This window comes from Pseudoponticoccus marisrubri (assembly GCF_001482405.1).
GTDB classification, from domain to species: domain Bacteria; phylum Pseudomonadota; class Alphaproteobacteria; order Rhodobacterales; family Rhodobacteraceae; genus Pseudoponticoccus; species Pseudoponticoccus marisrubri.
This window is the reverse complement of record NZ_LPXO01000004.1, coordinates 164,143-189,908: the sequence shown is the minus strand read 5'-3', so window position 1 is coordinate 189,908 and position 25,766 is coordinate 164,143. Positions and strand designations below refer to the sequence as shown.

The following is a 25,766-nucleotide window of genomic DNA, read 5'->3' as shown; positions in this document are numbered from 1 at the left end:
AACCTGCCCTATGGAAGCGCAGGCGGCACGTCAATTGCGAAACACCCGGCCGGCCGCGAAAAGCGCCAAACCGCTCAGCATCAGCACCACCAGCACCGGCAGGTCCCCGACCCGCGCATAAGGCGTCCGGCGCAGCGGCGGCGGCAGCGCGGCATCGACATAGCCCGCCTCGCCCAGCGGCAGTTGCGCCAGGATGCGCCCGCCCCCGTCGATCACCGCCGACACGCCGGTATTGGCCGCGCGCAGCAGCGGCAGGCCCTGTTCGATGGCCCGGATCCGCGCCTGGGCGAGATGCTGGAACGGGCCCGAGAACTGGCCGAACCACGCGTCATTGGTGACCTGCAGCAGCATGTCGGGCCGGACCGGTGCGCGGTAGACATCCTGCGGAAAGACCGCCTCGTAGCAGATCAGCGGCAGGGCGAGGCCCAGCGGGCCGAGATCGAGCACCTGCGGGCCGGGCCCGGGCGTGTAGCCGCCCTCGGCCCGCGCGGCGAGCCCGGCGATGTTCCAGCGCGCAAAGACGGCGGCGGCGGGCATGTACTCGCCGAAGGGCACGAGGTGGTGCTTGTCATAGACCTGCACCAGCCCGCCACTGGCATCGAGCTGCACTAGAGAATTGTAGTAGCGCCCCCCGTCGCTGCGCTGCAGACCCACGATCACGCCGGCCTCGCCCGCCGCATGGGCGACCTGACCCAGCGCGTCGCCGGCGCGGTGCAGCAGCATGGGCAGCGCCGTCTCGGGCCAGACCACCAGCGCGGGCGGATTACCGTCGCGCTGCGGCGGGGCCTGCGTGAAGGAGAGCTGGCGCTGGTAGAAGAGCGGGATCTTGGCGGGGTCCCATTTCTCGTGCTGCGCCGCGTTGGGCTGGATCAGGCGCACGACGGGCCGGCCCTCGAGCTCCTGCAGGGGCGGCACGAGGGCCAGCCCGACGGCCCAGAAACCCGCCATCGCCGCGCCCCAGAGCCCCAGCAATGCCGGGCGGCGCGCCGGCAGGACCAGCAGGCGGGCGGCCGTGGCCGCCAGTGTCAGCGTCAGCAGGGTCAGACCGTGCGGGCCGATCAGGGCGACCCACTGGATCGGCGGCACCGGAGCCCAGAGATAGGACACGAGCGCCCAGGGGAAGCCGGTCAGCACGTAGGCCCGGGCCAGTTCCGCCGCGCTCCACGCCACGACCAGCGCGGCCAGCGGCCAGCGTCGCGCCTGCGCTGCGCCCCAGAAGGCCAGCGCCCAGAACAGGCCCAGCCCGCCGCCCAGCCCCACCAGCGCGAAGGGCGCCATCCAGCCAGTCGCGGCGGCATCGACGAAGAACGGCTCGACGATCCAGCCCAACCCGAAGCCGAAATAGCCCAGCCCCACGGCCCAGCCGGTGCCCGCGGCGCGCACGCCGCCCGGCGTCACCAGGAACAGCCAGATGGAGGCGACATATCCAAGAAAGGCGACGGGCCAGAGATCATAGGGCGCCTGCCCCAGCCCCATGGCGACACCGCAGAGCACTGCGACCGGCAGACGCGCCCAGCCCGACAGGGCCGCGCCCGTCAGGCGGCGCGGCAGGCGCAGGCTGTCAGGCATGCTCCGCGCGCGAGGGTTGCGGCGGGGCCAGCATCGGGCGGGCGGCGCCGGGCAGACGCACGCGCAGCCGCTTGATGCGGCGCGGATCGGCATCCACCACCTCGAAATCCACCCCGGCCGGGTGCGGCACGACCTCGCCCCGGGCGGGCACGCGGCCGGCCAGCATGAAGACCAGCCCGCCCAGCGTGTCGATCTCCTCGCCGTCGATCTCCTCGTGGCTGGTCAGGTCCATGCCAAGCTCGGCCTCGAACTCTTCCAGCGGGGTGATCGACTGCGCGAGGTAACAGCCCGGCCGCTCGCGCGTCCAGTTCACCCCCTCGTCGGTGTCGTGCTCGTCCTCGATCTCGCCGATAACCTGTTCGATCAGGTCCTCGATCGTGACCAGCCCGTCCACGCCGCCATATTCGTCGATGACCAGCGCCATGTGCCGCCGTTCGGTCTGCATCTTGGTCAGCAGCACCCCGATCGGCATCGAGGGCGGCACGAAGAGCAGCGGACGCACCATGCGCTTGAGGTTGAATCGGCTGGACGTGCCGTTGAAGCCGTGGCTGAGCGCGAAATCCTTGAGATGCGCCATGCCCACGGGCGTGTCGAGCGTGCCGTCATAGACCGGCAGGCGGGTCATCCCGCTTTCGCGGAACACCTTGACCAGGTCGTCCTTGGTGATGGTGTCGGGCACGGCGACGATCTCGGCCTTGGGGATGGCCACGTCTTCGACCCGCATGCGTCGCAGATTGATCAACCCGTGCGAGGGGCGCTCGAGCCGCGGGGCGTCGTCATCGCCCTCGGCGCCGTTCCCGTCGCCCCCGTTGAACAACCCCACGAACCGCCGGAACATACCCGGAGGCCGTGCCTCTTCGCTTTCGATGTCATCGGTCGGCGCGCCCTGCGCCGCGTTAGACGATCCGTCCGTTTCGCCCATCAATCCGTACCAATCACGAGCCATCCGGCCCTTCTAGTCCCTATATGGGTCGGAGAGGCCCAATTTGCCAAGTATCTCGCCCTCCAACCGTTCCATCAACGTGGCTTCCGCGTCACGCATATGGTCGTAACCCAGAAGATGTAACACCCCGTGAACCGTCAAATGTGTGACATGGTCGCCCAGGGGCAAGCCCAGGTCGGCGGCTTCCCGCGCACAGGTGTCGAAGGCCAGCGCCAGATCGCCCAGATGATGCGATCCGAACCCGTCCGGTTCGGGCGGGTGTGGCGCGGCGCCGGGCGTGTCGGGGGCCAGATCCTCGGAGGGCCAGCTGAGCACGTTGGTGGCCCGCGGCTTGTCCCGGAAATCGCCGTTCAGCTCGGCAATGCGCGCGTCATCGCAACCCAGCACGGCGATCTCGAATTCGGCGGGGTCGAGGCCCAGATGGCGCAGCGCCGCCTGCGCGCCGGTCTCGGCCAGCCTTGGCAGGTCGGCCGCCTGCCAGCGGTCGTCCTCGCAGAGGGTTTCGGTCAGCATTCGGGTCTCCGGACGGGATCAGCGCCGGTGCGGTACCCGCTTCACAGCGCGAGGTCCATGGTCTCGTCCGCCTCTTCCGCGTCCTCGGGCGGCATGTCGCCCTCCCCGGGCAGGGCGATCAGGGACATCAGCGCGGCCGCCGCCTCTTCGCCTGCCCCGTCCGTCAGGGGCACGAAGCGGCCATTCGGCAGCGTCTCGAAGCGCAGCTCTTCCGCGGTGGACGCGCCGTCCTCATAGGTGGCCACGCGCGCGATCTCGTAGACATGGTCCTCGTTCCGGTCCCAGGCATCGTCGTAGCTGGGGATGAACCAGTCCTTGGTGCCGATCTCGCCGGTCTGCCCGGCAATGGTGAAGAGCAGCGAATCCGGCCCGTCCAGCGAGTAGGTCGCGGGGCTGTCACCCGGGTCGGGGTCGGTGTCCGGGTCCGGTTCGGGCGTGGGATCGGGGTCAAGCGCGGGATCGATCGCGGCCTCGCCCCGCAGCGTCAGTTCGCCCTCGGCGGTGGTCTCGAAGGACAGCGCTGTTTCAGAGCGGCTGCCATCCTCGGCGGTGGCGATGCGGGTCAGCTCGTAGACGTGATCCTCGTCCGCGTCCCAGGCATCGTCCAGCGACGGCGTGAACCAGTCCTGCGGTGCGATCTGCCCGCTGGTGCCATCAATGGTGAAGAGGAAGGCATCGGGCCCGTCAAGGCTGTAGGACAACGGCAATGGGTCCGGATCGACCGGGTCCGCCTCTACGGGGTCGACCGGGTCAGGATCGACGGGATCGGGCTCCACCGGATCGGCGTCATCCTCCGCCCCGTCCATCAGGGCCAGCCGGCCTTCTGCCACCGTGTCGAAGCGCAGCGCCTCCTCGGTGCGGCTGCCATCCTCGTCGATGCGGATGCGCGTGACCTCGTAGATGTAATCGTCGTTCCGGTCCCAGGCATCGTCGAGCGAGGGCGTGAACCAGTCCTTCGGCGTGATCTCTCCGCTGCCGTTCACGTCAAAAAGATAGCCGTCGGGCCCGGAAAGCGCGAACCCCGCGCCATCGTCTTCGGGCAGTTCCGGCGCGTCGATCACCGTATCGTCCACGGTCCACGGGTTGTCGGGATCGACCTCGACCACCCGGTCGATATATTGGCGCGCCGTCCAGTCGACATAGACCTGCGCCATCGCACCGCTGCTGTCGAAGACGCCGGGATCATGTTCGGCATAAGCCTCCATGATCGCCAGCGACCGGGCGGCCTCGGCCGGGTCGAGATTGGCCGGCATGTCGCGCGAGGCGTATTGCACGTATTGCGTGACGGTAAAGGACTCGCCCGCGTGATCCTCCAGCGCCTCCTCGGCCAGACGGGTGGCGCTGACATGATCGGTATGCTCGCCCGCGGCATTCGCGCCGTCGGCGATCTGCAGGCGCACCTCGTTTGGCGCGTGCAGGTCAAGCAGCGCGGTCATCGTCTCGACCAGCTCGTCGCGGTCATAGCTGGCACTGCCATCCACAGCGGTGACGGTTTCAAGCGTGCCGGCCTCGAGCCGGGCCAGCTGCTGCTGGTCATCCGGGGCAAGGTTGCCGCCGCCATCGGGCAGGCGCATGAAGTAGAGCCGCACCTCGGGCATCCCCTCGGGATGGCTGCTGGCCAGCTCCACCGTGCGGCCCCCGATCTCGACCGGCACCAGCTCGTCGACCCAGTCCTCCACACCAGTCATCAGCGAATAGGCGGCCTTGGCCCCGGTCTCGCGCCCGCCCCAATACGCAGCGCCAAGCCCGGCATCGCCTGCGGTCACGAAGACCGTGGTGTTGGCCTCGCCCGCGCCAATGCTGGCGTCGATATCGGGGTTCATGAAGAGGATGTCATCGTCCTGGTGGGCGACGATCGAAAGGGCTCCGCCCGTCGAGAGTTCCGGCATGGTCCTGTCCCCTTGCGCGCGCGTGACAGCGTACTGGCTGCCGCAACGTTAACCCGAAGGCGGCGGGATCATGGCAGGGATATTCGGAATACCCGGAGGTCGTTGCGCCTGCGGAAACAGCCCGGGCGCTTCCGCGGACATTGTGACCGAAGGCGCGACAACCGCGCAGCCGCGGGACGAATCACCGCCGGCGGGACGCGCGCTCAGGACGAGCGCGCGATATCGGCCTCGTAGGCCTCGATGATGGCGGCGACCAGCGGGTGGCGGACCACGTCCTTGCCGGTGAAGTAGTTGAACGAGATGCCCTTGATGCGGTCGAGCAGCCGTTCCGCGTCCGCCAACCCCGAGGGCACGCCGCGCGGCAGGTCGACCTGCGTGCGGTCCCCGGTGATCACCATGCGCGAGCCCTCGCCCAGGCGGGTCAGGAACATCTTCATCTGCATCGAGGTGGCGTTCTGCGCCTCGTCCAGCACCACGAAGGCATTGGACAGGGTGCGCCCGCGCATGAAGGCCAGCGGCGCGATCTCGATCACCTTCTCCTCGAGCATGCGGGCCAGTTGCTTGCCCGGCAGAAAATCGTTCAGCGCATCGTAGAGCGGCTGCATGTAGGGATCGACCTTGTCCTTCATGTCACCCGGTAGATAGCCCAGCTTCTCGCCGGCCTCGACCGCGGGGCGCGACAGGATGATCTTGTCGACCTGCCCGGTGATCAGCATGTTCACCCCCACCGCCACGGCGAGGTAGGTCTTGCCGGTGCCGGCCGGGCCGATGCCGAAGGCCAGTTCGTTGGCGAATAGCGCCGTGACATAGGCCTTCTGCGCGTCGGTGCGCGGCTCGATCAGCTTCTTGCGGGTCTTGATCTCGACCGGGCCGGCGCCGAACATCTCGAGCTGGTCGTCAAGCTGCGCTTCCTCGCCCATGCGGAACTCGCGGTCGATATCGCCGGGATCCACGTCGCGGCCCTGCTCCAGCCGTTCGTAGAGCGCCTGCAACACCTCGGTCGCGGCGGCGATGGTCTCTTCGGTTCCGTGCACCGCCAGCTGGTTGCCGCGGCGCAGGATCTGCACGCCGGTGCGGCTTTCGATATCGGTCAGGTTGCGGTCATACTCGCCGCACAGGTCGATCAGCAGTCGGTTGTCTGGAAATTCGAGAACGGCATTGGTCAGGGTGCCTGTGGTCACGCATGTCTCCGGCGCAAGAAGCGGTGCGCGCCTGCCCGGCCCGACACGGCTGTCGCGGCCCGATCCGGGCAGACCGCGACGCGTCGAATCCGACCGGACAGCGCTGTTACAAGATATGGTGCCAAGCCGGGCGGGGTCACGCAAGGCTCGGCGCGAAAATGTCACCCGCCTGAGACAAAAAAGGACCGCGCCGGCAGCACACCGGCGCGGTCCCGTCATGTCCTGTGGCCGGGCCTAGAGCGGGTCGCCGATCACCGATGTCGAGCCGCCCTTGAAATCGCCCGTGGCGATGGTCGGGGGCGCGGTGCCCGAGCAGACCGGTTTGCCGTACTTGTCGAGCCGTGCCGAGAGATAGCCCTCGACCCCGTCATCGATGATCCAGTGATCGCAGCCATTCGGGTCGACCCAGATGCCGGCCTTCATGCCGGTCAGGTCGTCGCGGTCGATCAGGTTGACGTCCTGGCTCTTGTCCGGGCCGATCGGCACGTCGACGCAGCCGGCAAGGCTGCCCGCGGCGGCGAGGGCGAGGAAGATCTTGGTAAATTGCATCGGTATGTCCCCCGGGCCTTAGCGGATGCAGATGATTTCGACGCGGCGGTTGCGGGCCATGCCGTCATGGGTGGCGTTGCTGGCCACGGGCTGGCGTTCGCCATAGCCGCGCACGTCGACGATATTGGCGCCGATCGACTTGCCCACGCCCGCCACGGCCAGCGCGCGGTTGTAGCTGAGCTTCATGTTATAGGCGTCCGAGGCCCGGCTGTCGGTATGGCCGGCGATGATGTAGGCCGTGGCCGAGGCGCTGCGGAAGAACTCGGCCAGCCGGTGGCGGCCGTGCTTGGAGATCCGGTGGCTGTCGGTGGCAAAGAACTGGTCGGTGTTCATGACCCCGCAGACATTGCCGCGGTTGCAGACCGGGATGCCCTTGCGGTCGACATGCGGCGTCATGTAGCCCTCGACCCCGTCATCCATGACCCAGTGCTCGCACCCGTCGGGGTCGACCCAGATCCCGGGGATGTACTGCTCCCCCACGATCGTCCGCGTGTTCTGCGTCGAGATGAAAGGTGCGTTCTGTCCAGCCTCGTCAGCCATGGCCGGCGACATGGCCGACAGACCTGCGAGAGCAGCAAGCGCAATCGCGCCGACGGCCTTGGTGATGCGGTTCGCCACAGCCTCTGTCCCTTGGTTCATGTTTCCCCCAGTGCGCGCCCGGTTTGGCAGCGGGGCGCGCAAATTTACTATAATCAACACATTAGCAATTCCTGTTCGTGTGTGAAGCGAAAAGGAGCTGCCATTGTGCCGAAATCGGAAACAATTCCCGCAAGATCGTTGGTTTTATGTGGATAATTCGGGACTGCCTTTGCGAACAAAGGCTTCACTGAGGCTTTTGGAGCACGGCTTCCACGCCCCTGAGCGAGTTCGGGCCCGAATGATCGATTCGCACGCGCGCCAGATCTCCGGGAGCGATTCTCTCATCGTGAACATGCACCGCGTGCAGGTATTCCGACTTTCCGACCATCTGGCCGGGCAGTCGGCCGGGCTTTTCGAACAGCACCTCGACCTCGCGGCCGACCATGGCGTCCTGCAACTCGCGCTGCTGCCGGGTCAGGAGCGCCTGCAGGCGCTGCAACCGGTCATCCTTGGCCGCCTCGTCCACCTGCGGGCGCTCGGCCGCCGGCGTGCCGGGACGCTCGGAATACTTGAAGGAGAAGGCCGAGCCGTAACGCACCGCCTCGATCAGGTCGAGCGTGGCCTGGAAATCGGCCTCGGTCTCTTCGGGGAAGCCCACGATGAAGTCGCCCGACAGGTGCAGGTCGGGGCGCGCGTCGCGCAGCCGCTCGATCAGGCGGATATACTGCTCGGCCGTGTGCTGGCGGTTCATCCGCTTGAGGATGCGGTCGCTGCCGGCCTGCACGGGCAGGTGCAGGTAGGGCATCAGCTTGTCCACCTCGCCATGCGCGGCGATCAGCGCGTCGTCCATGTCATTGGGGTGGCTGGTGGTGAAGCGGATGCGCGCCAGCCCGTCAATCGTCGCCAGCTCGCGGATCAGCCCCGCCAGCCCGCCATCATGGCCGTGATAGGCGTTGACGTTCTGGCCCAGCAGCGTGATCTCGCGCACGCCCCGCTCGACCAGGTCGCGCGCCTCATCCATGATCCGCGCCGCCGGGCGCGAGACCTCGGCGCCGCGGGTATAGGGCACCACGCAGAAGGCGCAGAACTTGTCGCAGCCCTCCTGCACGGTCAGGAAGGCGGTGGGCCCGCGCCGCGCCTTGGGGCGCCGCTTGAGATGGTCGAACTTGTCCTCTTCGGGGAAATCGGTGTCCAGCGCCTTGTGCCCCTCGCGGGCGCGCGCCTCAAGCTGTGGCAGCTTGTGATAGCTTTGCGGGCCGACCACGAGGTCGACCATGGGCTGGCGGCGCATGATCTCGGCCCCCTCGGCCTGCGCGACACAGCCCGCGACGCCGATGGTCAGGTCGGGCTTCTCGGCCTTCAGTCCCTTGTAACGGCCAAGCTCGGAATATACTTTCTCGGCCGCCTTCTCGCGGATATGGCAGGTGTTGAGCAGGATCATGTCCGCCTCTTCCGGCGAGGACACCTCTTCATAGCCCTGCCCGCCCATGGCCTCGGCCATGCGCTCGCTGTCATAGACGTTCATCTGACAGCCATAGGTCTTGATGTAGAGCTTTTTCGTGCCGGTCATGGTCCCTGCCCTCCGCTTGGGCCGGCAATGCCCCGACCCGGTGTCAGGCGCCGCAGATACCGCATTCGGCCCGCGTCTTGCAATGCACGAGTTTTTCACCGATTCTCGGCCAAAAACACGGAGGGAGGCACGGCATGCAGTACCGGACACTCAAGGACTTCCTCGATCGCGGGCGTGCCGTGCTGGCCAAGGGCCCGGTCGCGCTGGTCTTTGCCGAGGATCACGTGGAGCTGGACACCACCCTGCGCCATCACCGGCACCTGGGCTTTCGCGCGGTGCTGTGCTTTGTCGACGACCGCTATGACATGCCGGCCGACCTGCACGACAAGGTGCACCGCATCACCACCGACATGACACAGGAGGCGGTGGTACAGACCACCGTCAACCGCATCATCGAGGCCGCGACCGGCACCTGGCTCTATTACTGCTTCAACGCGGAATACCTGTTCTACCCGTTCTGCGAGACGCGCACCGTGGGCGAGCTGCTGGGCTTCCACACCGAGGAACGGCGCGACGCGATGCTGACTTACGTGGTGGATCTCTATGCCGGGGATCTGGACCGCTACCCCGACGCGGTGTCGCTGGACGCGGCTTACCTGGATCGCTCGGGGTATTACGCGCTGGCCCGGCCCGACCCGGACAATCACAACTATCCAAAAGAGCGGCAGCTGGATTTCTTCGGCGGGCTGCGCTGGCGGCACGAGGAACACGTGCCCAGCGACCGGCGCAAGATTGACCGGATCGGGCTGTTCCGGGCCAAGCCCGACCTGACCCTGCGGGCCGATCACACCTTCTCGGACGAGGAATACAACACCTATGCCTGCCCGTGGCACAACAACCTGACGGCAGCCATCGCGTCCTTCCGCACGGCCAAGGCGCTCAAGCGCAACCCGGGCAGCACCTTCGACATCCACAGCTTTCGCTGGCACAATTCCACCCCGTTCGAGTGGCATTCGCGCCAGCTGCTGGACCTGGGCCTGATGGAGCCCGGTCAGTGGTTCTGACCGGGCCCGCGCGGGTCAGTCGAATTCCTCGGTGACGATACGACCCTCGGGCACGCCCAGCCCGTCCAGCACGCGCGGCATCTCCTCGACCATCGGGTCAGGGCCGCAGATGTAGCAGACGTCGCGCGAAGGATCGACGACATCCTTCAGCATCTGCGCGTCGATCTGGCCGCGCGCCAGCGTGCTGTCGGGCTCGTCCGTCACGGTCCAGATGCAGCACAGCCCGGCCATCGCCTCGAAATGGTCGCGCAGAATGATGTCCTTCTCGGACTTGTTGGAAAAGACCAGCGTGTTGCCCTTCAGCGTGCCCTTGTCGCGCAGCTTCTGGCGCAGGATGGCGATGAAGGGCGTGACCCCGGCGCCACCGGCGATGAAGACGCCGTCGCCCTTGTCCTCGATCGCGCCCCAGGGATCGTCGACCAGCACCGTGTCGCCGGCGCGCATCTGCCCGATCTGCTCGGTCACGCCGTCATGGTCGGGATAGGACTTGATGACGAAATGCAGCTGATCCTCGGATGGCAGGCTAGTGAAGGTGAAGGGCCGCTTGGCCTCGCGCCAGCCGTCGCGGTCCAGCGCCAGGTCCACGGCCTGCCCGGGGGTGAAGGACAGGCCCTTGGGCTTGTCGAAGATCAGGTGATGCGTGTCATGCGTCACCGGCTCGATCGCGTGCAGCGTCAACTGGTGGGTCATCGTCTCTCCGTCTGGTTTCGCGGCCCAACGCCCCGCCCGGACAGAGGTTCCGCGGCTCAGCTGCGACGAAACAGCAGCCGGCCCAGCAGGACCGCCACCGCCCCGGCCGCCAGCAGCCCGGCGAAATCGGCCGCCAGCTCGGCCACCAGCGCGATCTGGCCGGCAAAGGCAAAGCCGAGGCCCACATAGACGCAGACCCAGACCGTCTCGCCCGCGACGCTGCCCAGCGTGAACCGGGCCCAGCCCAGCGACAGCGCGCCGCCGATGAAATTGACCCAGGGGCCCAGCGGGCTGAACAGCCAGCGCGTCAGGAAGACGGCGGCGACCCCGTGCCGGTCCAGCATCGCCTCGGCCTGCCGCACGGTGCTGCCCGTACGCCGCCGCGCCTTGAGCCGCCGCACCAGCGGCGTGCCGCCTCGCCGCCCGATGGCAAAACCGGTCTGGTCGCCCGCGATGGCGCCGGCCAGTGCCGCACCGGCGCTGCTGGACAGGGCCAGGTCCCCGGCCGCGGCAAAGGCGCCCGCGGTCAGCATGAAGAGCGAGGCGGGGATCGGCAGGGCAAGGCAGGACAGGTAGGTGCCCACCAGCAGAATCCAGCCGCCATAGACCGGCACAAGCGCAAAGAGCGTCTCGGTCATGACGCCCCGGCCCGGTGAAGCGCGATCGCGGCGCGGATCTCGGCCACCAGCTGCTCCAGCGGGATGCCGCGCGCGGCGGCGATCTCCTTGAGGGTCGGCCGGTCACCGGGCTCCTCGGGCGGGCCCAGCACCTCGATCATCACCGATTTGGGCACCCGCCAGGAATGCGCGACATAGCCCGGCGTCATCCAGCCCTCGATCGGCTGGTCGAGATGGCGCGCATCGGCCCAGTAGACGCTGTGCAGCACCGCCCGCCCGGCAAAGAAGGCCGTCAGCCCGATGGCCAGCGCAAAGCCCAGGCTCAGCCAGGGCCGCGCGCGCATCCGGGCCCGCAGCCTTTCGATCACGGGCGGCCCCCGTCACGGTCGGAACGGTCGCAATCGTGTCGCATGGCGGTCGCGGTCAGGCTCAGCTCTCGGCCCCGGCGGCGCTGTCATAGCTGCACAGCACAAGGTGGCCGTCCGTGGCGCGCTGCAACTGGCCGTTGCGGAACACTGCGTGCACGTATTTCGGGCTGTCCGCGGTGCCGTAATTGTAGCTGGCGCAGGCCTCGTCGAAATCGGCGGGGTTGCGTTCATAGCCGGCATCGTTGCCCAGCGCCACGTCCACCTCGGGCTTGGTCACGCCGGGGGTCAGCTTGCGGGCGACATTGTCGCCGGTGCGCCGCGGCGGGTTGTCCATCGAGGCCGGCGAGGCGGGTTCTGCCGCACCGCCGCCGCCGCGCAGAAAGGCGAAGGGCTGGAAGCCGTCCCCGCCCCCACCGCCGATGCCGCAGCCTCCGACCGAAAACCCCAGGGACGCGATCAGGACCAGGCGCAGCATCGGAAATATCCTCAAAGATTATCGTATTGAGGCATTCCTAGCACGTGATACCCGCCATCGACCAGAATTACCTCGCCCGTGGTGCAGGACCCGGCATCCGAGACCAGCCAGACCGCGGTGCCACCCACCGCCTCGAGCGTGGCATTGGCGCGCAGCGGCGCGTTCATGTCGGTGTGCTTGTAGGTGCGCCGTGCGCCGCCGATCGCGGCCCCGGCCAGCGTCTTCATCGGACCCGGGCTGATCGCGTTGACGCGGATCCCCTCGGGGCCGAGGTCATTGGCCAGGTAGCGGGTCGCCGATTCCAGCGCCGCCTTGGCCACGCCCATGACGTTGTAGTTGGGCACCACGCGGTTCGACCCCTGGTAGGTCAGGGTCAGCAGCGTGCCGCCCCCCTCGACCATCAGCGGATGCGCGCGGCGCGCCACCTCGATGAAGCTGTAGACCGAGATGTCGAGCGAGTTCTTGAAATTCGCCCGGCTGGTATTGATGAACCGGCCCTGCAGCTCGGACTTGTCGGAATAGGCGATGGCATGGACGAGGAAATCCAGGCTGTCCCAGCGCGCGCCCAGAGCCTCGAAGGCAGCGTCGAGCGAGGCATCGTCGGTAACGTCCACGTCGACCATGAAATCGCTGCCCACCGAGGCGGCCAGCGGCTCCAGCCGCTTGCCGAAGGCCTCGCCCTGGTAGGTGAAGGCCAGCTCTGCGCCCGCCTCGGCGCAGGCCTTGGCAATGCCCCAGGCGATCGAGCGTTCATTGGCCACGCCCATCACAAGCCCGCGCTTGCCGTTCAGTGAAATCGTCATTGACCCTCTCCGGCGTTTTGTTCTTAACTGACTGGAATGCGGGAAGAGGTCAAGCTGGAGCGCTCAGACGATCCGGCAGGCCCGAAAACCGAACGGTGCGTCCAGGTCCGCATCGCGCAGGGCCTGAACCAGCGGGTCCGAGAAAAAAACGCATCCGCGCAGGCGCCATTCTGTCCAGACATCGGGTCCGGCGCAGCCTTGTGCCGAGAGGGTAATTTCGTGATCGCGTATCGACGCGGGCGGAAACCATGACGTTGGCTGCGACTTGTCCGGACCATTGAGACTCGGCGTGACCGCCGGGCTTTGGTCCGGAACGAAGGTCTTCTTGTGGTTTCCGAAATTCCAGTAGGCGTAGCCATTGGCCAACTGGGTATCACCCTCGGCCGCCAAAAGGCGTGTGGCGTGAAACCCACCATCGACCAGGTCAAAACGGGACAGCACCGCCATCAGCCTTGCAGAGACCAGAACGAACCCGTCCGTGATCAGCATCAGATCAGACAGTTTCGGAGCGCGCCGTGTCTTGGCCCGGGTTGTGGTGAAGAACGCGTCGGCCACAAGCGGGCGCCCGCTTTCATTCAACGCCTTGACCCGCATCAGAGCTGGCATGTCCTTGTCCGGCTCGACCCCTTCGAAGGCCGCGAAATTGCGTGTGTCGTGCAACAGGGCACTGACCCAGACAACGGCGTTTTCCCTCATGGGCGCGTCTCGTCTTCGCGCTGATGTGCAACCTGTCGCGCTGCTTGGAACGTCAGTTTCTGCCGGGCCGAAGGCTGCCGTCGGTTACGCCGCTCACGCCACGAGGCCCAGATCGCACCGGTCAGGATCAGAGCGACGAACGCACCCGTCATGTACAGCACGAAATTCGCCCGGATCCGCGCTTTGAGCGAAAGCCCGGGGCTGCCAGACAGGTCTTCCGGTAGTTCGCCGCGCACCTGCATGCGTGTCACATCCGCCATCGACAAGGTCACAATCGACGGATCCGGGTAGTGCAACAGCCCCAGCAGGCGGGTCACCGGTCGGCAGCGATTGGACGAAAGCGCATAGCCCTTGACCGTGTACCCGTTGGCGAGGTTCGAGCGCTCGTAGACGACGCACAGGCTTTGGGACAGTCCTTGCGGGTCGGTCAGCGGCGTTTCGGCCACAAAGTGATAGTCGGTATAGGTATCCGCATACTGCCGCAGGGAGGTGTGTGACGCGGCGGCCCCCATGTCGGCAGCCAGCAAGGCCACCGCCAGAAATCCGATGGCCTTGCTCTCCAACCAGGTGATTGGCCTTGTGTTCCGCATGATACGGCCCCTCAGAACTCTTTCGGGGCTCAGTTTCGCCGGGTATGATGGCGCGATCACGCAGAACCTGTGATCTTTACGGGGTCACAAGCGATACGTGCGCCGATCAGCCGCGCGTCTCAGTCTCGATGTTTCGACAGCACCATCGACCCGTTGGTGCCGCCGAAACCGAAGGAGTTGGTCATCACAGAATCCAGCCCTGCCGCGTCGACGCGCGCGGTGGCGATCTCCTCCGGCTTCAGCGCCGGGTCGAGCGTCTCGACATTGATCGAGGGGATGATGAAATCATGCTGCAGTGCCAGCAGGCAGTAAATCGCCTCCTGCGCGCCGGTCGCACCCTGGCTGTGGCCGGTCATCGACTTGGTCGAGCTGACCGGCGGGGTCGTGCCCTCGCCGAAGACGCGGCGCACGGCCTCGATCTCGCCCACGTCGCCCACCGGGGTCGAGGTGCCATGCGCGTTGATGTAGCTGACCTTGCGGCCCTCGGGCAGCGTGCCCAGCGCCAGCCGCATGGCGCGTTCGCCGCCCTCGCCCGAGGGGGCCACCATGTCGGCGCCGTCCGAAGTGGCGCCGTAGCCCGTGACCTCGGCATAGATCTTGGCGCCCCGCGCCTTGGCGTGCTCGAGATCCTCGAGCACCACGATGCCGCCGCCGCCCGAGATCACGAAGCCGTCCCGCGCCGCGTCGAAGGCGCGGCTGGCCTTGTCGGGCGTGTCATTGAACTTGGACGACATCGCGCCCATCGCGTCGAACAGGCAGGAGAGCGTCCAGTCGAGCTCTTCCCCGCCGCCGGCGAACATCACGTCCTGCTTGCCCAGCATGATCTGCTCGGCCGCGTTGCCGATGCAATGCAGGCTGGTCGAGCAGGCCGAGGTGATCGAGTAGTTGATCCCCTTGATGCGGAACGCGGTGGACAGGTTGGCGCTGACGGTCGAGCACATGCATTTCGGCACCGCGAAGGGGCCGACCCGCTTGGTCCCGCCGGTCTTCAGCACGGTCTGATGCGCGGCCAGCATGGCCGAGGTGGACGGCCCGCCCGATCCCGCGACCAGCCCGGTGCGCGGGTTGACGATGTCGGATTCCTCCAGCCCGCTATCGGCGATGGCCTGCTGCATGGCGATATGCGCATAGGCCGCGCCCGGCCCCATGAAGCGCAGGGTCCGCTTGTCGATATGCTGGCTCACGTCGAGGTCGATCGCGCCCGCGATCTGGCTGCGGAACCCGTGCTCCTTCATATCCTCGTTTGCGGTGATGCCCGACCGGCCTGCCTTGAGGCTGTCGAGCACCTCGTCGGCAGAGTTGCCGATGCTGGACACGATCCCCAATCCTGTAACGACGACACGGCGCATGCGGCCTCCCTTCAAGTTGCCCTGCCTTACTAGGGCATCCGGGGCGGCAGGCGCAAGGCGGCGCCCCACAGGGGGTGGCCGACGCCGCCGCGTCAGGGGGCGGGGTCGAAATGCGACTCGGGCACGCCGATCTGCCAGCGCACGGCATCCTCGCCGATCTCCAGCGCCGAGCTGGTGTCCAGCATCGAGGGCGCCAGCGACATCAGCACGGTGCTGCCGAACCCGCTCTGGTCGGTGCTGGGCATGGTCGCCAGCCCCTGCTCGTCCCAGACGAGGTCCAGCACCCGTCCGCCCGCATCGCTGGCGACCAGCTGCCAGCGCAGCGTGATGCGCCCGTGCGGATGGGCCAACGCGCCGTACTTGGCCGAGTTGGTGGCGAGCTCGTGCACCGCGATGCCCAGCGTCTGCACCGCCTGCGGCACCAGCTCGACCGAAGGACCCGCGATCTCGACCCGCGGGTCGCCTTCGGGGATGAAGGGCGACAGGTGATCGCGCAGCAAATCCCCCAGCCGCACCGTGGTCCAGGCGCCGTCGACCAGCATGTCGGTCGACTTGGACAGCGCCTTGATGCGCGCGCCGAAAGCACGGTTGAACTCGTCCAGCGACCCGGCGCTGCGCGCGGTCTGGCGCTGGATGGCCGAGACGATGCTGAGCATGTTCTTGGCGCGGTGGATGACCTCGCGGGCGATGGTCTCGCGCGCCTTCTCGGCCTTGCGCAGATCGGTCACGTCGCGGTGGATGTTCGAGATCGCCACCACGTCGCCGCGCGACGACCGGATCGGGGCGCAGCTGATCCAGACCTCGTGCATCTGGCCATCACGGGCCATGCGGGTCGCCTCGAACCGCTCCAGCCGGCCGGCCACGATCTCGTCGCGGTAATGCGCCACCCCGTGCGGCCAGTCCGGCGGGTAGAGGACCTCGAGGCTCTGGCCGATGATCTCCTCGGCGGGATAGCCGTAGAGCTTCTCGGCCGCCGGGTTCCATGTGGTGATGCAGCCGTTCAGGTCATAGGTCAGGATCGCGTCCGAGGTGCCGGCCACCAGCGCCGACATGGCGCTGTTGTCGATGAAGGCCTGCTCCACCGCGTCCTGGTTCACGCGCCGCGTGGTGATGTTGCGGTGCTGGACGGTCAGGTAGGCGTGGTCGTTGACCATGATGCGCGTGGCGCTCATCTCGAACCAGCGTTTGACCGAGGGGCTGTCGCAGGGATACTCGCAGAAGAACGGCTCACCCGTCTGAAGCGTGCCCAGCAGCCCGTCGGGGATCAGCCCGGCCTCGACGCTCGATTCGCCCGCCGCACCACGACAGACATCGATGTAGTTCACGCCAAGGTAATGCGAGGGATCGCCCCCGTTCTCCTGACTGAACCGGCGCCAGGCCGCGTTGGCGGCCACGACGACCCCGTCGGAATCAAGAATGGCAACCTCGTCCGGCAGGGAGTCCATGAAGATGGCCAGATCCAGATGATCCGGCGCAGCGATGCGGTCATTCCGCATGTATCCGTCCTTTCCCTCCGTTCGGGGCCGGCATCTAATGGCAGCGGCGCCCGGAGGGTTTGCGCGTTTCGTGTCCTGTCGCTCTTGCACAATATCGGACAGAAACCCCGCGGTGCCAAGCGGCACCGGCGAGATTCCGCGGTTGACGCAACTGTCGGGGCGGGTTTGCCCCCTGAGGCGGCGCTCAGCTTTCGCTCAGCGCGACCTTCATGTCCTTGACCTCGTAGATGACCTCGCCATCGGCCTCGACGATGCCGTCGGCCACGCCCATGGTCAGCCGGCGGGTCTGCACGGCCTTGGTGAAGTCCACCTTGTAGGTCAGCATCTTGCGGTCGGGGCGCACCATGCCCTTCAGCTTGACCTCGCCCACGCCCAGCGCATAGCCGCGGCCCTGCCAGCCGCGCCAGCCCAGGTTGAACCCGGTCAGCTGCCACAGCCCGTCCAGGCCCAGGCAGCCCGGCATGATCGGGTTGCCGGGAAAGTGGCATTCGAAGAACCACAGGTCGGGATGGATGTCGAATTCGGCCAGCACGTGGCCCTTGCCATGCACCCCGCCATCGCCCGAGATATCGGTGATGCGGTCCATCATCAGCATGGGCGGCTCGGGCAGTTGCGCGTTGCCCGGGCCGAACAGCTCGCCGCGCGCGCATTTCAGTAGGTCGTCCTTGCCGAAGCTGGTCGGGTAATCGGCCATGCAGCCCTGCCCCTTTGCTGTTGTCCGTTGCGGTCCGCAATCCTCTATCACCCGGCCTTCGCGGCATGCAAGGGTCGGGTCAGGAGGTCGCACCCGCCGCCGCAGCGGCCCGCGCGCGGCAAATTCGTTTGAAAAACGCCCACCGGACGCATTATATGACAGGTACTACGCAATGGCAGAGTCAAATGATCAAGTCTGAAGCGATCGACCGTGGCAAGGACTGGCTGGGCGGCAGCGATCTGCGCCCGACCCGCCAGCGCATCGCGCTGGCCGCGCTTCTGGTGGGCGACGGCCAGAACCGGCACGTGACCGCAGAAAGCCTCTTTGCCGCCGCCAAGGAGCGGGGCGAGCCCGTCTCGCTCGCGACGGTCTACAACACGCTCAAGGCGTTCTGCGACGCCGGGCTGATGCAGGAGGTCACGGTCGACGGGTCGAAAAGCTATTTCGACACCAACACCCATGACCACCCGCATTTCTTCTGGGAAGACGATCACGCCCTGACCGACGCGCCCTCGGACGAGCTGCAGATCGTGCGCGTGCCCGAACCGCCTGAGGGGACCGAGATCGCCTCGGTCGAGGTGGTGATCCGGCTGCGGCGCAAATAGGCACACTCGGTCCCTTCAGCCCTCGTCACCCGCGCGTGCTGCGCCGGGCGGGTCGGGGCGCGTGACGTCTTTGCGCGAGGCGGCCAGACCTTCGTGGAACCCCTCGCCATCGCCGTAATCCATGAACTGCGCATAGCGCCGGTGCGGGTGGCGCACCGGGCCGGCATGCTTGATCGGGCACCAGAAGGCCTCGGTCCGCGAGGCGATCTCGCGCACGTAAGAGATCAGCCCGTTGCAATAGCCGCAATAGATGCAGTTCAGCTTCTGCAACGCGTTCAGATAGGCCAGCCGGTGCCGGTCGATGCGGATGTGATCGGCGCGCCGCACGCGCGGGATGCCGTAGGCGCGGAAACAGATCGCCTGGTAGAGGCTGACCCAGAGATCCAGCAGCACGAAAGGCACGATCAGCGAGTAGATCACCGGCGCGGTGATCACATGGGACAGGCGCGCCCGGGCGAGGAAGCTCAGCCAGCCCTGCCGGATCGCGCGGTGGCGCTGCAGCACGCCGGCCTCGAACCGGGCGCGTCGCCCCTCCATCCGGTAGGCAAAGACCTTGCGGCGCTGTGCGATCTCGTCCTCGAGCTCGTCCGTCAGCGCGTCGATCCGTGCCAGCAGCGTGTCGATGCGGTTGCTCATGGCGGCGCCCCCTGCTGATGCCCTGCGCGCCATCGTTGCGCGGGCCCGTCACCCGGGGCAAGCGCGCAGAACCGCGCAGCAGTGCTAGATCACGCCCAGCCCGCCCAGGATCAGCCGCAACGAGATCAGCACAAGCAGCACGTCCAGCGCCCGCCGGAACAGCGCATCGTCCAGCCGGTCGAGGAACAGCCGCCCCGAGGCGGTGCCCGCCAGCCCCGCCAGGATCATCGCCAGCACGAACAGGCCCCATTCGGCAAAGGCAAAGCCCAGCAGGCCGAACACCGCCACCTTCAGCCCGTGCTGCAGGGTCATCAGCGCCGCGTGGGTCGCGACATGGCCGTGCCGCGGCAGGGACAGCGACTTGGTATAGCTGGCGACGAACAGGCCCGTGGCGCCGAAGAACATGGTCAGAAAGCTGGAGATCGCGCCTGTCACCACGGGCATGTTGCGCAGCCAGCGCGGCGGGCGCGCAAAGACCGACCAGATCACGAAGGCGCCCACGCCGACCTGCACGATGGCGGCGGGCAGTTCCACCACCATCACCCCGCCCAGCAGGCAGCCGGCCACCGATCCGGCCGCAAAGCCCGGCAACGCCGGCCAGGAGACGGCGCGCAGCAGCAGCGCCATGCGCCCCGCATTGGAGCCCAGCTGGATCAGCCCGTGCACCGGGATCAGCGCGGCGATGGGCACCAGCGTGGCCATCACCGCCAATAGCAGTGCGCCGCCGCCGATCCCGAAGGCCACGGTAATGAAGGAGGACGCAAAGCTGGTGGCCAGCAGGGTCAGCACCACCAACTGGTCCAGCCCCTCGGGGATCACCGACAGCCCGGCGATCATGCGCTGGCCCCGTGCCCGGTGACGTGGTCTTTGCCGCGGGCCGTCTCAACGCTGTCCATGGCTCACCCTCATACCTGTATACCTTTGCATACCAAGCATGACACCCGCTGGCCAGCGAAAGCTCAGCCCCTGTCGGCAATCTCGGGATGGGCCCGCGCGATGACGGGGGAGTAGACGCGGTCCGAGACGGGGATGTCCCAAACCGCCGCCCCGCCCGTCACGGCAAAGCGCGCCACCATCTCGGGGATGGCGGACAGGTCGGTGATTGTCTCGCCACCGATGCCGAAGCCGCGCGCGATGGACGCAAGGTCCGTCCGGCCAAAGACCGCGCCCGCATCGTCCAGCCCCTCGGCGCGCAGCTTGTGGATCTCGGAGCCATAGGCGCCGTCATTCATCGCCACGATCAGGATGTTCATGCCTGTCCGCCGGATCGTCTCCAACTCCTGCACATGCATCAGCAGGCTGCCATCGCCGTCGAACAGCACCACGGTGCTGTCGGGCCGCGCCGCGGCCACGCCCATCGCGAACGAGATGCCGTTGCCGATCGCGCCGAACTCGCGGATCGTCAGGAAATGCGACTGCGGGCGCGAGGGCATCTGCGCGAAGAAGAACGAGCAATGCCCCGAGGAATTGACCATCTCCCAGTCACCGGGCAGCGCGGCCTCGAGCGCGGCCACCACCTCGCGCGGGTCATGCACACCGGGCTCGGCCGGGAAATCGGCGCCATAGGGCGGCTCGGTCGCGATGCGCCGAGCCAGATCGGCGCTGCGCCAGTCCGCGGGCCGGGGCGACAGCGCGGCGCTCAGCGCCTCGACCCCCAACCGGGCATCGGCACGCAGATGCGCCCGGGCGGCCACCCGGCCCTGGCTGACCGCAACGGGGTGCGTGTCGATCTGCAGGACCTGCGCCCCGGGCCAGAGCTTGCCCGCATCGGAATTGTGATGCGCCAGCGAGCCGCCCACCGCGATGACGAGGTCCGCCTCGGCCAGGCAGGCGCGGGCGAGATCGGTGGAAAAGCCCCCCGCGATCCCGATCGAGTAGGGATCGTCGTGAAACAGCCCCCGCGCCGGCAGGGTGGTCGCCAGCAGCCCATCGCAGGCCTCGGCCAGCGCGCGGCAGGCCGGCCCGGCGCCGGCCTCGACGGCGCCAAGCCCGGCCATGACAACGACGCGGCGCGCGCCCTGCACCAGCGACACCGCCTGCGCGAGATCGTCGGGATGGGGCGGCAGGGGCGAGACCTGCGGCAACAACGCGGCCGAAGGCTCGGGCAGCGCCTCGGGGCCCGTCCAGTCGCGGTTCTGCAGATCGAAAGGCACGCCCAGCACCACCGGCCGCCGCTCCACCCGCGCCTGCAGAAAGGCGTCGCGAAGCGCCGTGGGCATGCGCTCGGGGTGGTGCAGGCTGTGATAGGCCGCCCCGGTCGCGGTGACGAAGGGCGCCTGGTCGATGGCCTGGTTGTACCAGCCCGATTTCAGCGGCGCCTCGCCAGCGAAGACCACCAGCGGCAGATGCGCCCGCACCGCCGCCGGCAGCGCCGTCATCAGCTGGGTCAGGCCCGGGCCGCAGGTGACCGTGGCCATGCCGACCGTGCCGGCCTTGCGGGCATGGGCCATGGCGGCAGCCACCGCGCAATGCTCGTGCCGGACGTGGATCATGCGGCAGCCGGTTTCGGCCAGCCGCGTGGCGAAGTTCATGTTGGCGTCGCCCAACAGCGCGAAACAGGTCTCGACTCCCTCCTGCCGGACGCTCCGGGCGAGGATGTCGAAGACCTTGGGCCCGGGCCCGCTCATGAGAAGGCGGCCTCGGGGATCATCAGTTCGCCCCGCGCGATCAGCCGCGCCGTGCGCACCAGCCCGGCCGAGTGGAAGGCGAAGCCGTCCGCGCCCTGCGCATAGGTGACCGTCACCTCCATCTGGCCGATCGGGTGCTCGATGCGGATCACCGCCGGCGAGGGGTCGACCGGGGCCACCAGCCCCTCGGCCACGGTGCCGGGGGCCATGGCGCAGGCGGCGAGGCATTGCGAGCCGGTCACCGCCAGCGTCGGATGCGTCGACCAGGGCATGAAGTAGCGCGTGGCGAAGTGGCCACCGGCGCGCGGCGGCGCGATCAAGCCGATCTTGGGCGTGACCGAGCCCGAGACATCGCCCATCCCCATGCGGCGCCCGGCCTCGATCCGGATCCGCTCCATCCGCTCGAACAGCGCTTTGTTCGCCTCCAACTCGTCGCGGCTCTCATAGCCGGTCACGCCGAAATCCGCGGCCCGCGCGATCATCATCGGCATGGCCACGTCGACGCAGGAGACCTCGATCCCCTCGATCTCGTCCTTCGGCTGGCCGGTGGGAAACAGCGCCCCGGTGCGCGAGCCGACCACGTCGAGGAAATTCAGCCCCACCGGCGCGGCGGTGCCCGCCACGCCGTCGATCGCCTCGTCGCCCTCGTAGCTGACCCGCCCGCCCGGGGTCTGGACCTCGGCCTCGACCAGCGCGCCGGTGTTCACGGCGCGGATGCGCACGCGGGTGACGGGGTCGGTCGCCTCGACCAGCCCCATCTCGATCGCCGCCGGGCCGACGCCCACCAGGATGTTGCCGCAGGTGGGCTTGTAGTCGACCTTTGCCTCGTCGACCGAGACCTGCGCGAAGAAATAGTCGACATCGGCCGACGCATCCTCGGAGGCGTTCAGAATCGCCACCTTGGTGGTCACCGCCACGCCGCCGCCCAGCCCGTCGATATTGTTGGGATGGCCGGCGCCCACCGCGTGGGACAGCACCCGCGACAGGGTGTCGAGGTCCTCCGGCAGATCGCTCCGCCGGAAATAGGGCCCGCGCGAGGTTCCGCCGCGCATGAAGTGGAAGGGGATTGCTCTCTGGGTCATGTCAGGGGCCATGGCAGGTCGAAGTAGGATTGCAGGAGGCCCGGCGGGAAGTCGCGGCCGAGCACGCCGCCGAGGAAGCACATCAGGCCAATGGCCGCGGCGGTCAGGATCAGGGTCCGGGTCCAGCCCAGCCCGGCGCGTTCGCGCAGGAACAGGATGAAGAAGATCCCCAGCGCCAGGATGAAGCCCAGAAGGGCCGACAGCCCCAGCAGCAGGGCGAACCAGCCCAGCGTGCCCCACAGCCCGTGGGGCGCCTGCCCGTCCTCCTCGCCGGCCTCGAGATCGGCATAGACCGGATCGCCGGCCGGCGCGCGCGACATGCGCAGCAAGAGCAGGGCGCAGGCGGCCAGGGTCACCAGCCCGATGGTCACGGGGAAGATCTTGTCGCGCATGATCGAGATCTGCGAGGCGTCCCAGACGGCCACGGCGACATAGGCGGTCACCGCCAGCAGGAAGATCAGCGGCGCGCGGCGTCCCGCCACCGGTGGCGTGCCCGAACCGAGGATCTGCTTGCCCTGCCGGACGCCCACCACGATCGAGATGATGGTCAGCGCGAGGATGCCGATGCTCACCGGCGAGGCGATGTATTCCATGCCGTCCCAGAAGCCGCGGTTGAAGCGCACCGTGGCGATCTGCACCGCCTGGTTGGCGAAGGATTCCGCCTGGCTGGACAGCACGAAGCCGATCAGGAAGGCGGGGCGCGACCATTCGAACCGGCGCAGCATGATGCCGATGATGCCGATCGCGATCAGCGCCGCGAGATCCTCCAGCGTCTGGCTGGACTGGAAGGCGGCGAAGGCGATGATGGTGAACAGGAAGGGCGCCACCAGCGTGAAGCGGATCGTGGTGACCCGCGCGATCTGGTTGGACAGCAGGATGCACAGCCCCGCGCCCACCACGTTGGCCAGCGCCAGCGACCAGACGATCGTGTAGGTGATGTCGAGATTGTGGCGCACCATGTGCGGGCCCGGATCATAGCCCAGCAGCGCGATGCCGCCGAGAAAGACCGCCATGGAGCCCGAGCCGGGAATGCCGAAGATCAGCGTCGGCACGAGGCCCCCGCCCTCCTTGGCGTTGTTCGAGCTTTCCGGCCCGATCACGCCGCGGATGTCGCCCTGGCCGAACTGGGACTTGTCCTTGGCGCCCTGCACGGTGAAGCCGTAGGTGATCCAGTCCACGACCGACCCGCCGAGGCCCGGGATCACGCCGACGATCACGCCGATGCAGGCGGAACGGATCGACAGCCAGATATTGGCCGCCCAGTCGCGGATGCCGCGCAGCCAGCCCGAGCCCAGACCGCCGGTCTTGGAGATCGCCCGGTCCTGGCGCAGCAGCGCCACGATCTCGGGCACCGCGAAGATGCCGAGGCCGACGATGACCAGCTTCAGCCCGTCGACCAGATAGGGAATGTCATAGGTCGCCATGCGCAGGCTGCCCGACGCGTCGGATTCGCCGATCGTGCCGATCATCAGTCCAAGCCCCGCGGCGGCGACACCCTTGAGCGGGATGCGCCCGGCGAGGATCGCCACCATGGACAGGCCCAGGACGGTGATCAGCAGCATCTCGGGCAGACCGAAGGCCAGGATCAGCGGCCGCGCGATCAGCAGGAAGAAGGTCAGGATGACCGCCCCCATCAACCCGCCGAACAGCGACGAGATGAAGGCCGCCGACAGCGCGCGCGCCGCCTCGCCCTTCTTGGACAGCGGGAACCCGTCCAGCACGGTGGCCTGGCTGGCGGTGGATCCGGGGATGCCCAGCATCACCGAGGCGAAGGTGTCCGAGGTCGGCACCACCGCGATCAGCCCGACCATCAGGGCCAGGCCCGAGACCGGGTCCATGCCGAACATGAAGGGCAGCACCAGCGACAGGCCGGCGATCCCGCCGAGCCCGGGGAACACCCCGACCGACAGGCCCAGCAGCACCCCGATCACGAGGTACATCAGCTGCGCGGGCTGGAAGATGAGGGACAGCGCTTCACCCAGGGCGGGCAGCGCGGTGGCCATGATATCCATGAGACGGGACTTCCTGCTGTGCGGGTCCGGCGCCCGTGGGCGCCGGACCGATGTTCGGGATCAGGTCGGTTCAGTCCAGCGAGACGCCGTAGGCCTCCTGCAGCCAGTCGACCACGAAGGCCTTGGCGCTGTCCGGTACCTCGGTGGCCAGCGACTTGGCGTTCTCGGCCGCCTGGCCGGTCATCTGCGGGTAGATCCCCAGCGTGGTGGCCGCCTTCTCGGCAAAGTCGGGCTGCGCGATCACGTCCTTGAACGCCTTGTCGAAGGTCGCGACCACGTCCGCATCGGCCGTGGCGGGCAGGAAGACCATCTTCTGCGCCGGGAAGCCGGCGATGAAGAACGCCTTCCACGCATCCCATGCGTCGCCCTCGGTCTCGCAGGCCGGGGTGGCCTCGCAGACCTCCTTGAAGGTCGGGATGTCCGGGAAGGTCGGGTCGCGCACGATGTTGCCGTCATCGTCCAGCGCGCCCCAGGTCATCATCGGCACGGCCAGCCCGTCCTCGACCATCGGCACGACCGAGCGCAGGTAGGCGGGCGAGGTCTGGTAGTCGATATTGGCCTCACCGCGCTCGAACATCAGGCGGCCGTCGCCGCGCCCCTCGATGCCGAAGATCGGGTCGACGGTCATGCCCAGCATCTTCCAGGCCAGGTTGGCCACCAGGTCCAGGCGCGTTGCGCCCTGGCTGCCCCACAGGAAATCGGTGTCCTGCAGCGGCGTGGCGTCCAGCCCGTCCATCATGCCGGCCAGGTCCGGCGGCAGGTAGGCGACACCGCCCACGCCCGAGGCCAGCACGACCTGCCAGTCATTGTACTCGTAGCGCACGCGCGGATCGCCCAGCAGGTAGGGGAACTGGGTCGAGCCGGAGGTGCCGAAGACCAGCGTGCCATCCGCGGTGTCCTGCTCCTGGAACCAGTTGGCGCCGGCGGTCGAGCCCGCGCCGGGACGGTAGCGCACCACCACGGTAGGGTTTCCGGGCAGCTGCTCGCTCAGGAGCGGCGCGTAGAAGTTCGCCCAGCGGGCCGAGCCGCCCGATTCCGAGAACGGGATCACCCATTCGACGGTCTTGCCGCTCATGTCGACGCCGCCATGGCCACCGGCGGTGGCCGGGGCTGCGGCAAAGGCCAGTGCGGATGCGCCAAGCACACCCAGCGCCGCGCGGCGCGTGGTTTCGATATCGGTCATGTTGTCCTCCCATGTGCGCGGTCTCCTCCGCGCTGTTCGACACAAA

Annotated in this window: 26 protein-coding genes; 2 read left to right on the top strand and 24 right to left on the bottom strand. The window is 67.8% G+C overall.

Going from position 1 to position 25,766, the window contains the following annotated elements; all coding sequences use genetic code 11:
• Positions 1–30: 30 nt before the first annotated feature.
• The 8 genes from lnt to miaB form a co-directional block, all read right to left on the bottom strand.
• Positions 31–1,569 carry an apolipoprotein N-acyltransferase gene (gene lnt, locus AVJ23_RS08930; protein ID WP_058861831.1) on the bottom strand — a complete coding sequence of 513 codons (1,539 nt, stop codon included), beginning with the start codon at positions 1,567–1,569 and terminating at the stop codon, positions 31–33.
• A complete protein-coding gene (locus AVJ23_RS08925) occupies positions 1,562–2,491 on the bottom strand; it encodes a hemolysin family protein (protein ID WP_058861830.1) in 930 nt (309 codons plus the stop codon). The genes lnt and AVJ23_RS08925 overlap by 8 nt, the downstream gene beginning before the upstream one ends.
• A gap of 33 nt (positions 2,492–2,524) precedes the next feature.
• Positions 2,525–3,025 carry an rRNA maturation RNase YbeY gene (gene ybeY, locus AVJ23_RS08920; RefSeq protein ID WP_058861829.1) on the bottom strand — a complete coding sequence of 167 codons (501 nt, stop codon included), beginning with the start codon at positions 3,023–3,025 and terminating at the stop codon, positions 2,525–2,527.
• A 41-nt stretch (positions 3,026–3,066) separates the two neighbouring features.
• Positions 3,067–4,914 (bottom strand): PIG-L family deacetylase, encoded by a 1,848-nt coding sequence (locus AVJ23_RS08915; protein WP_058861828.1) that lies wholly within the window; start codon positions 4,912–4,914, stop codon positions 3,067–3,069.
• A 203-nt stretch (positions 4,915–5,117) separates the two neighbouring features.
• Positions 5,118–6,095, bottom strand: a complete 978-nt coding sequence (locus AVJ23_RS08910) for a PhoH family protein (RefSeq protein ID WP_058861827.1) — start codon at positions 6,093–6,095, stop codon at positions 5,118–5,120.
• Positions 6,096–6,329: 234 nt separating this feature from the next.
• A complete protein-coding gene (locus tag AVJ23_RS08905) occupies positions 6,330–6,644 on the bottom strand; it encodes a hypothetical protein (protein ID WP_058861826.1) in 315 nt (104 codons plus the stop codon).
• 18 nt (positions 6,645–6,662) lie between these two features.
• Entirely contained in the window at positions 6,663–7,262 is a 600-nt protein-coding gene (locus AVJ23_RS08900; RefSeq protein ID WP_240484571.1) for an OmpA family protein, read from the bottom strand.
• Between the two features lie 205 nt (positions 7,263–7,467).
• Entirely contained in the window at positions 7,468–8,793 is a 1,326-nt protein-coding gene (gene miaB, locus AVJ23_RS08895) for a tRNA (N6-isopentenyl adenosine(37)-C2)-methylthiotransferase MiaB (protein WP_058861825.1), read from the bottom strand.
• A gap of 134 nt (positions 8,794–8,927) precedes the next feature.
• Here miaB and AVJ23_RS08890 point away from each other — a divergent pair, with 134 nt between their 5' ends.
• Entirely contained in the window at positions 8,928–9,797 is an 870-nt protein-coding gene (locus tag AVJ23_RS08890; protein ID WP_058861824.1) for a glycosyltransferase family 2 protein, read from the top strand.
• A gap of 15 nt (positions 9,798–9,812) precedes the next feature.
• Here AVJ23_RS08890 and AVJ23_RS08885 read toward each other — a convergent pair whose 3' ends face one another.
• The 10 genes from AVJ23_RS08885 to fabA form a co-directional block, all read right to left on the bottom strand.
• Positions 9,813–10,487, bottom strand: a complete 675-nt coding sequence (locus AVJ23_RS08885; RefSeq protein WP_058861823.1) for an FAD-binding oxidoreductase — start codon at positions 10,485–10,487, stop codon at positions 9,813–9,815.
• Between the two features lie 56 nt (positions 10,488–10,543).
• A complete protein-coding gene (locus AVJ23_RS08880; RefSeq protein ID WP_058861822.1) occupies positions 10,544–11,125 on the bottom strand; it encodes a DedA family protein in 582 nt (193 codons plus the stop codon).
• Positions 11,122–11,472, bottom strand: coding sequence for a hypothetical protein (locus AVJ23_RS08875; protein WP_157772650.1), 351 nt, complete (start codon positions 11,470–11,472; stop codon positions 11,122–11,124). Before AVJ23_RS08875 ends, AVJ23_RS08880 begins: the two co-directional genes overlap by 4 nt.
• Before the next feature lie 61 nt (positions 11,473–11,533).
• Positions 11,534–11,947, bottom strand: coding sequence for a hypothetical protein (locus AVJ23_RS08870; protein ID WP_058861820.1), 414 nt, complete (start codon positions 11,945–11,947; stop codon positions 11,534–11,536).
• Between the two features lie 11 nt (positions 11,948–11,958).
• Entirely contained in the window at positions 11,959–12,750 is a 792-nt protein-coding gene (locus AVJ23_RS08865; protein WP_058861819.1) for an enoyl-ACP reductase FabI, read from the bottom strand.
• 63 nt (positions 12,751–12,813) lie between these two features.
• Positions 12,814–13,446 (bottom strand): hypothetical protein, encoded by a 633-nt coding sequence (locus AVJ23_RS08860; RefSeq protein ID WP_058861818.1) that lies wholly within the window; start codon positions 13,444–13,446, stop codon positions 12,814–12,816.
• The gene (locus AVJ23_RS08855) at positions 13,443–14,009 is read right to left on the bottom strand and encodes a hypothetical protein (RefSeq protein ID WP_157772649.1); all 567 of its coding nucleotides are present in this window, start codon (positions 14,007–14,009) and stop codon (positions 13,443–13,445) included. The genes AVJ23_RS08860 and AVJ23_RS08855 overlap by 4 nt, the downstream gene beginning before the upstream one ends.
• A gap of 146 nt (positions 14,010–14,155) precedes the next feature.
• Positions 14,156–15,385 (bottom strand): beta-ketoacyl-ACP synthase I, encoded by a 1,230-nt coding sequence (gene fabB, locus AVJ23_RS08850; protein WP_058861816.1) that lies wholly within the window; start codon positions 15,383–15,385, stop codon positions 14,156–14,158.
• A gap of 92 nt (positions 15,386–15,477) precedes the next feature.
• Positions 15,478–16,881, bottom strand: coding sequence for a PAS domain-containing HWE histidine kinase family protein (locus AVJ23_RS08845; RefSeq protein ID WP_058861815.1), 1,404 nt, complete (start codon positions 16,879–16,881; stop codon positions 15,478–15,480).
• Positions 16,882–17,065: 184 nt separating this feature from the next.
• Entirely contained in the window at positions 17,066–17,575 is a 510-nt protein-coding gene (fabA, locus tag AVJ23_RS08840) for a bifunctional 3-hydroxydecanoyl-ACP dehydratase/trans-2-decenoyl-ACP isomerase (RefSeq protein ID WP_058861814.1), read from the bottom strand.
• Between the two features lie 185 nt (positions 17,576–17,760).
• Here fabA and irr point away from each other — a divergent pair, with 185 nt between their 5' ends.
• Positions 17,761–18,180 (top strand): Fur family transcriptional regulator Irr, encoded by a 420-nt coding sequence (irr, locus tag AVJ23_RS08835; RefSeq protein WP_058861813.1) that lies wholly within the window; start codon positions 17,761–17,763, stop codon positions 18,178–18,180.
• Positions 18,181–18,195: 15 nt separating this feature from the next.
• Here irr and AVJ23_RS08830 read toward each other — a convergent pair whose 3' ends face one another.
• The 6 genes from AVJ23_RS08830 to AVJ23_RS08805 form a co-directional block, all read right to left on the bottom strand.
• Positions 18,196–18,816, bottom strand: coding sequence for a hypothetical protein (locus tag AVJ23_RS08830; RefSeq protein WP_058861812.1), 621 nt, complete (start codon positions 18,814–18,816; stop codon positions 18,196–18,198).
• A gap of 84 nt (positions 18,817–18,900) precedes the next feature.
• On the bottom strand, positions 18,901–19,653 hold the full coding sequence (locus AVJ23_RS08825) for a sulfite exporter TauE/SafE family protein (RefSeq protein ID WP_058861811.1): 753 nt from the start codon (positions 19,651–19,653) through the stop codon (positions 18,901–18,903).
• Between the two features lie 122 nt (positions 19,654–19,775).
• Complete coding sequence (locus AVJ23_RS08820) at positions 19,776–21,443, bottom strand: thiamine pyrophosphate-binding protein (protein WP_058861810.1); 1,668 nt, start codon at positions 21,441–21,443, stop codon at positions 19,776–19,778.
• Complete coding sequence (locus AVJ23_RS08815) at positions 21,440–22,525, bottom strand: 4-oxalomesaconate tautomerase (RefSeq protein WP_058861809.1); 1,086 nt, start codon at positions 22,523–22,525, stop codon at positions 21,440–21,442. The genes AVJ23_RS08820 and AVJ23_RS08815 overlap by 4 nt, the downstream gene beginning before the upstream one ends.
• Positions 22,522–24,537 (bottom strand): tripartite tricarboxylate transporter permease, encoded by a 2,016-nt coding sequence (locus tag AVJ23_RS08810; RefSeq protein WP_058861808.1) that lies wholly within the window; start codon positions 24,535–24,537, stop codon positions 22,522–22,524. The genes AVJ23_RS08815 and AVJ23_RS08810 overlap by 4 nt, the downstream gene beginning before the upstream one ends.
• A gap of 70 nt (positions 24,538–24,607) precedes the next feature.
• Positions 24,608–25,720 carry a type 2 periplasmic-binding domain-containing protein gene (locus tag AVJ23_RS08805; protein WP_058861807.1) on the bottom strand — a complete coding sequence of 371 codons (1,113 nt, stop codon included), beginning with the start codon at positions 25,718–25,720 and terminating at the stop codon, positions 24,608–24,610.
• Positions 25,721–25,766: the final 46 nt, after the last annotated feature.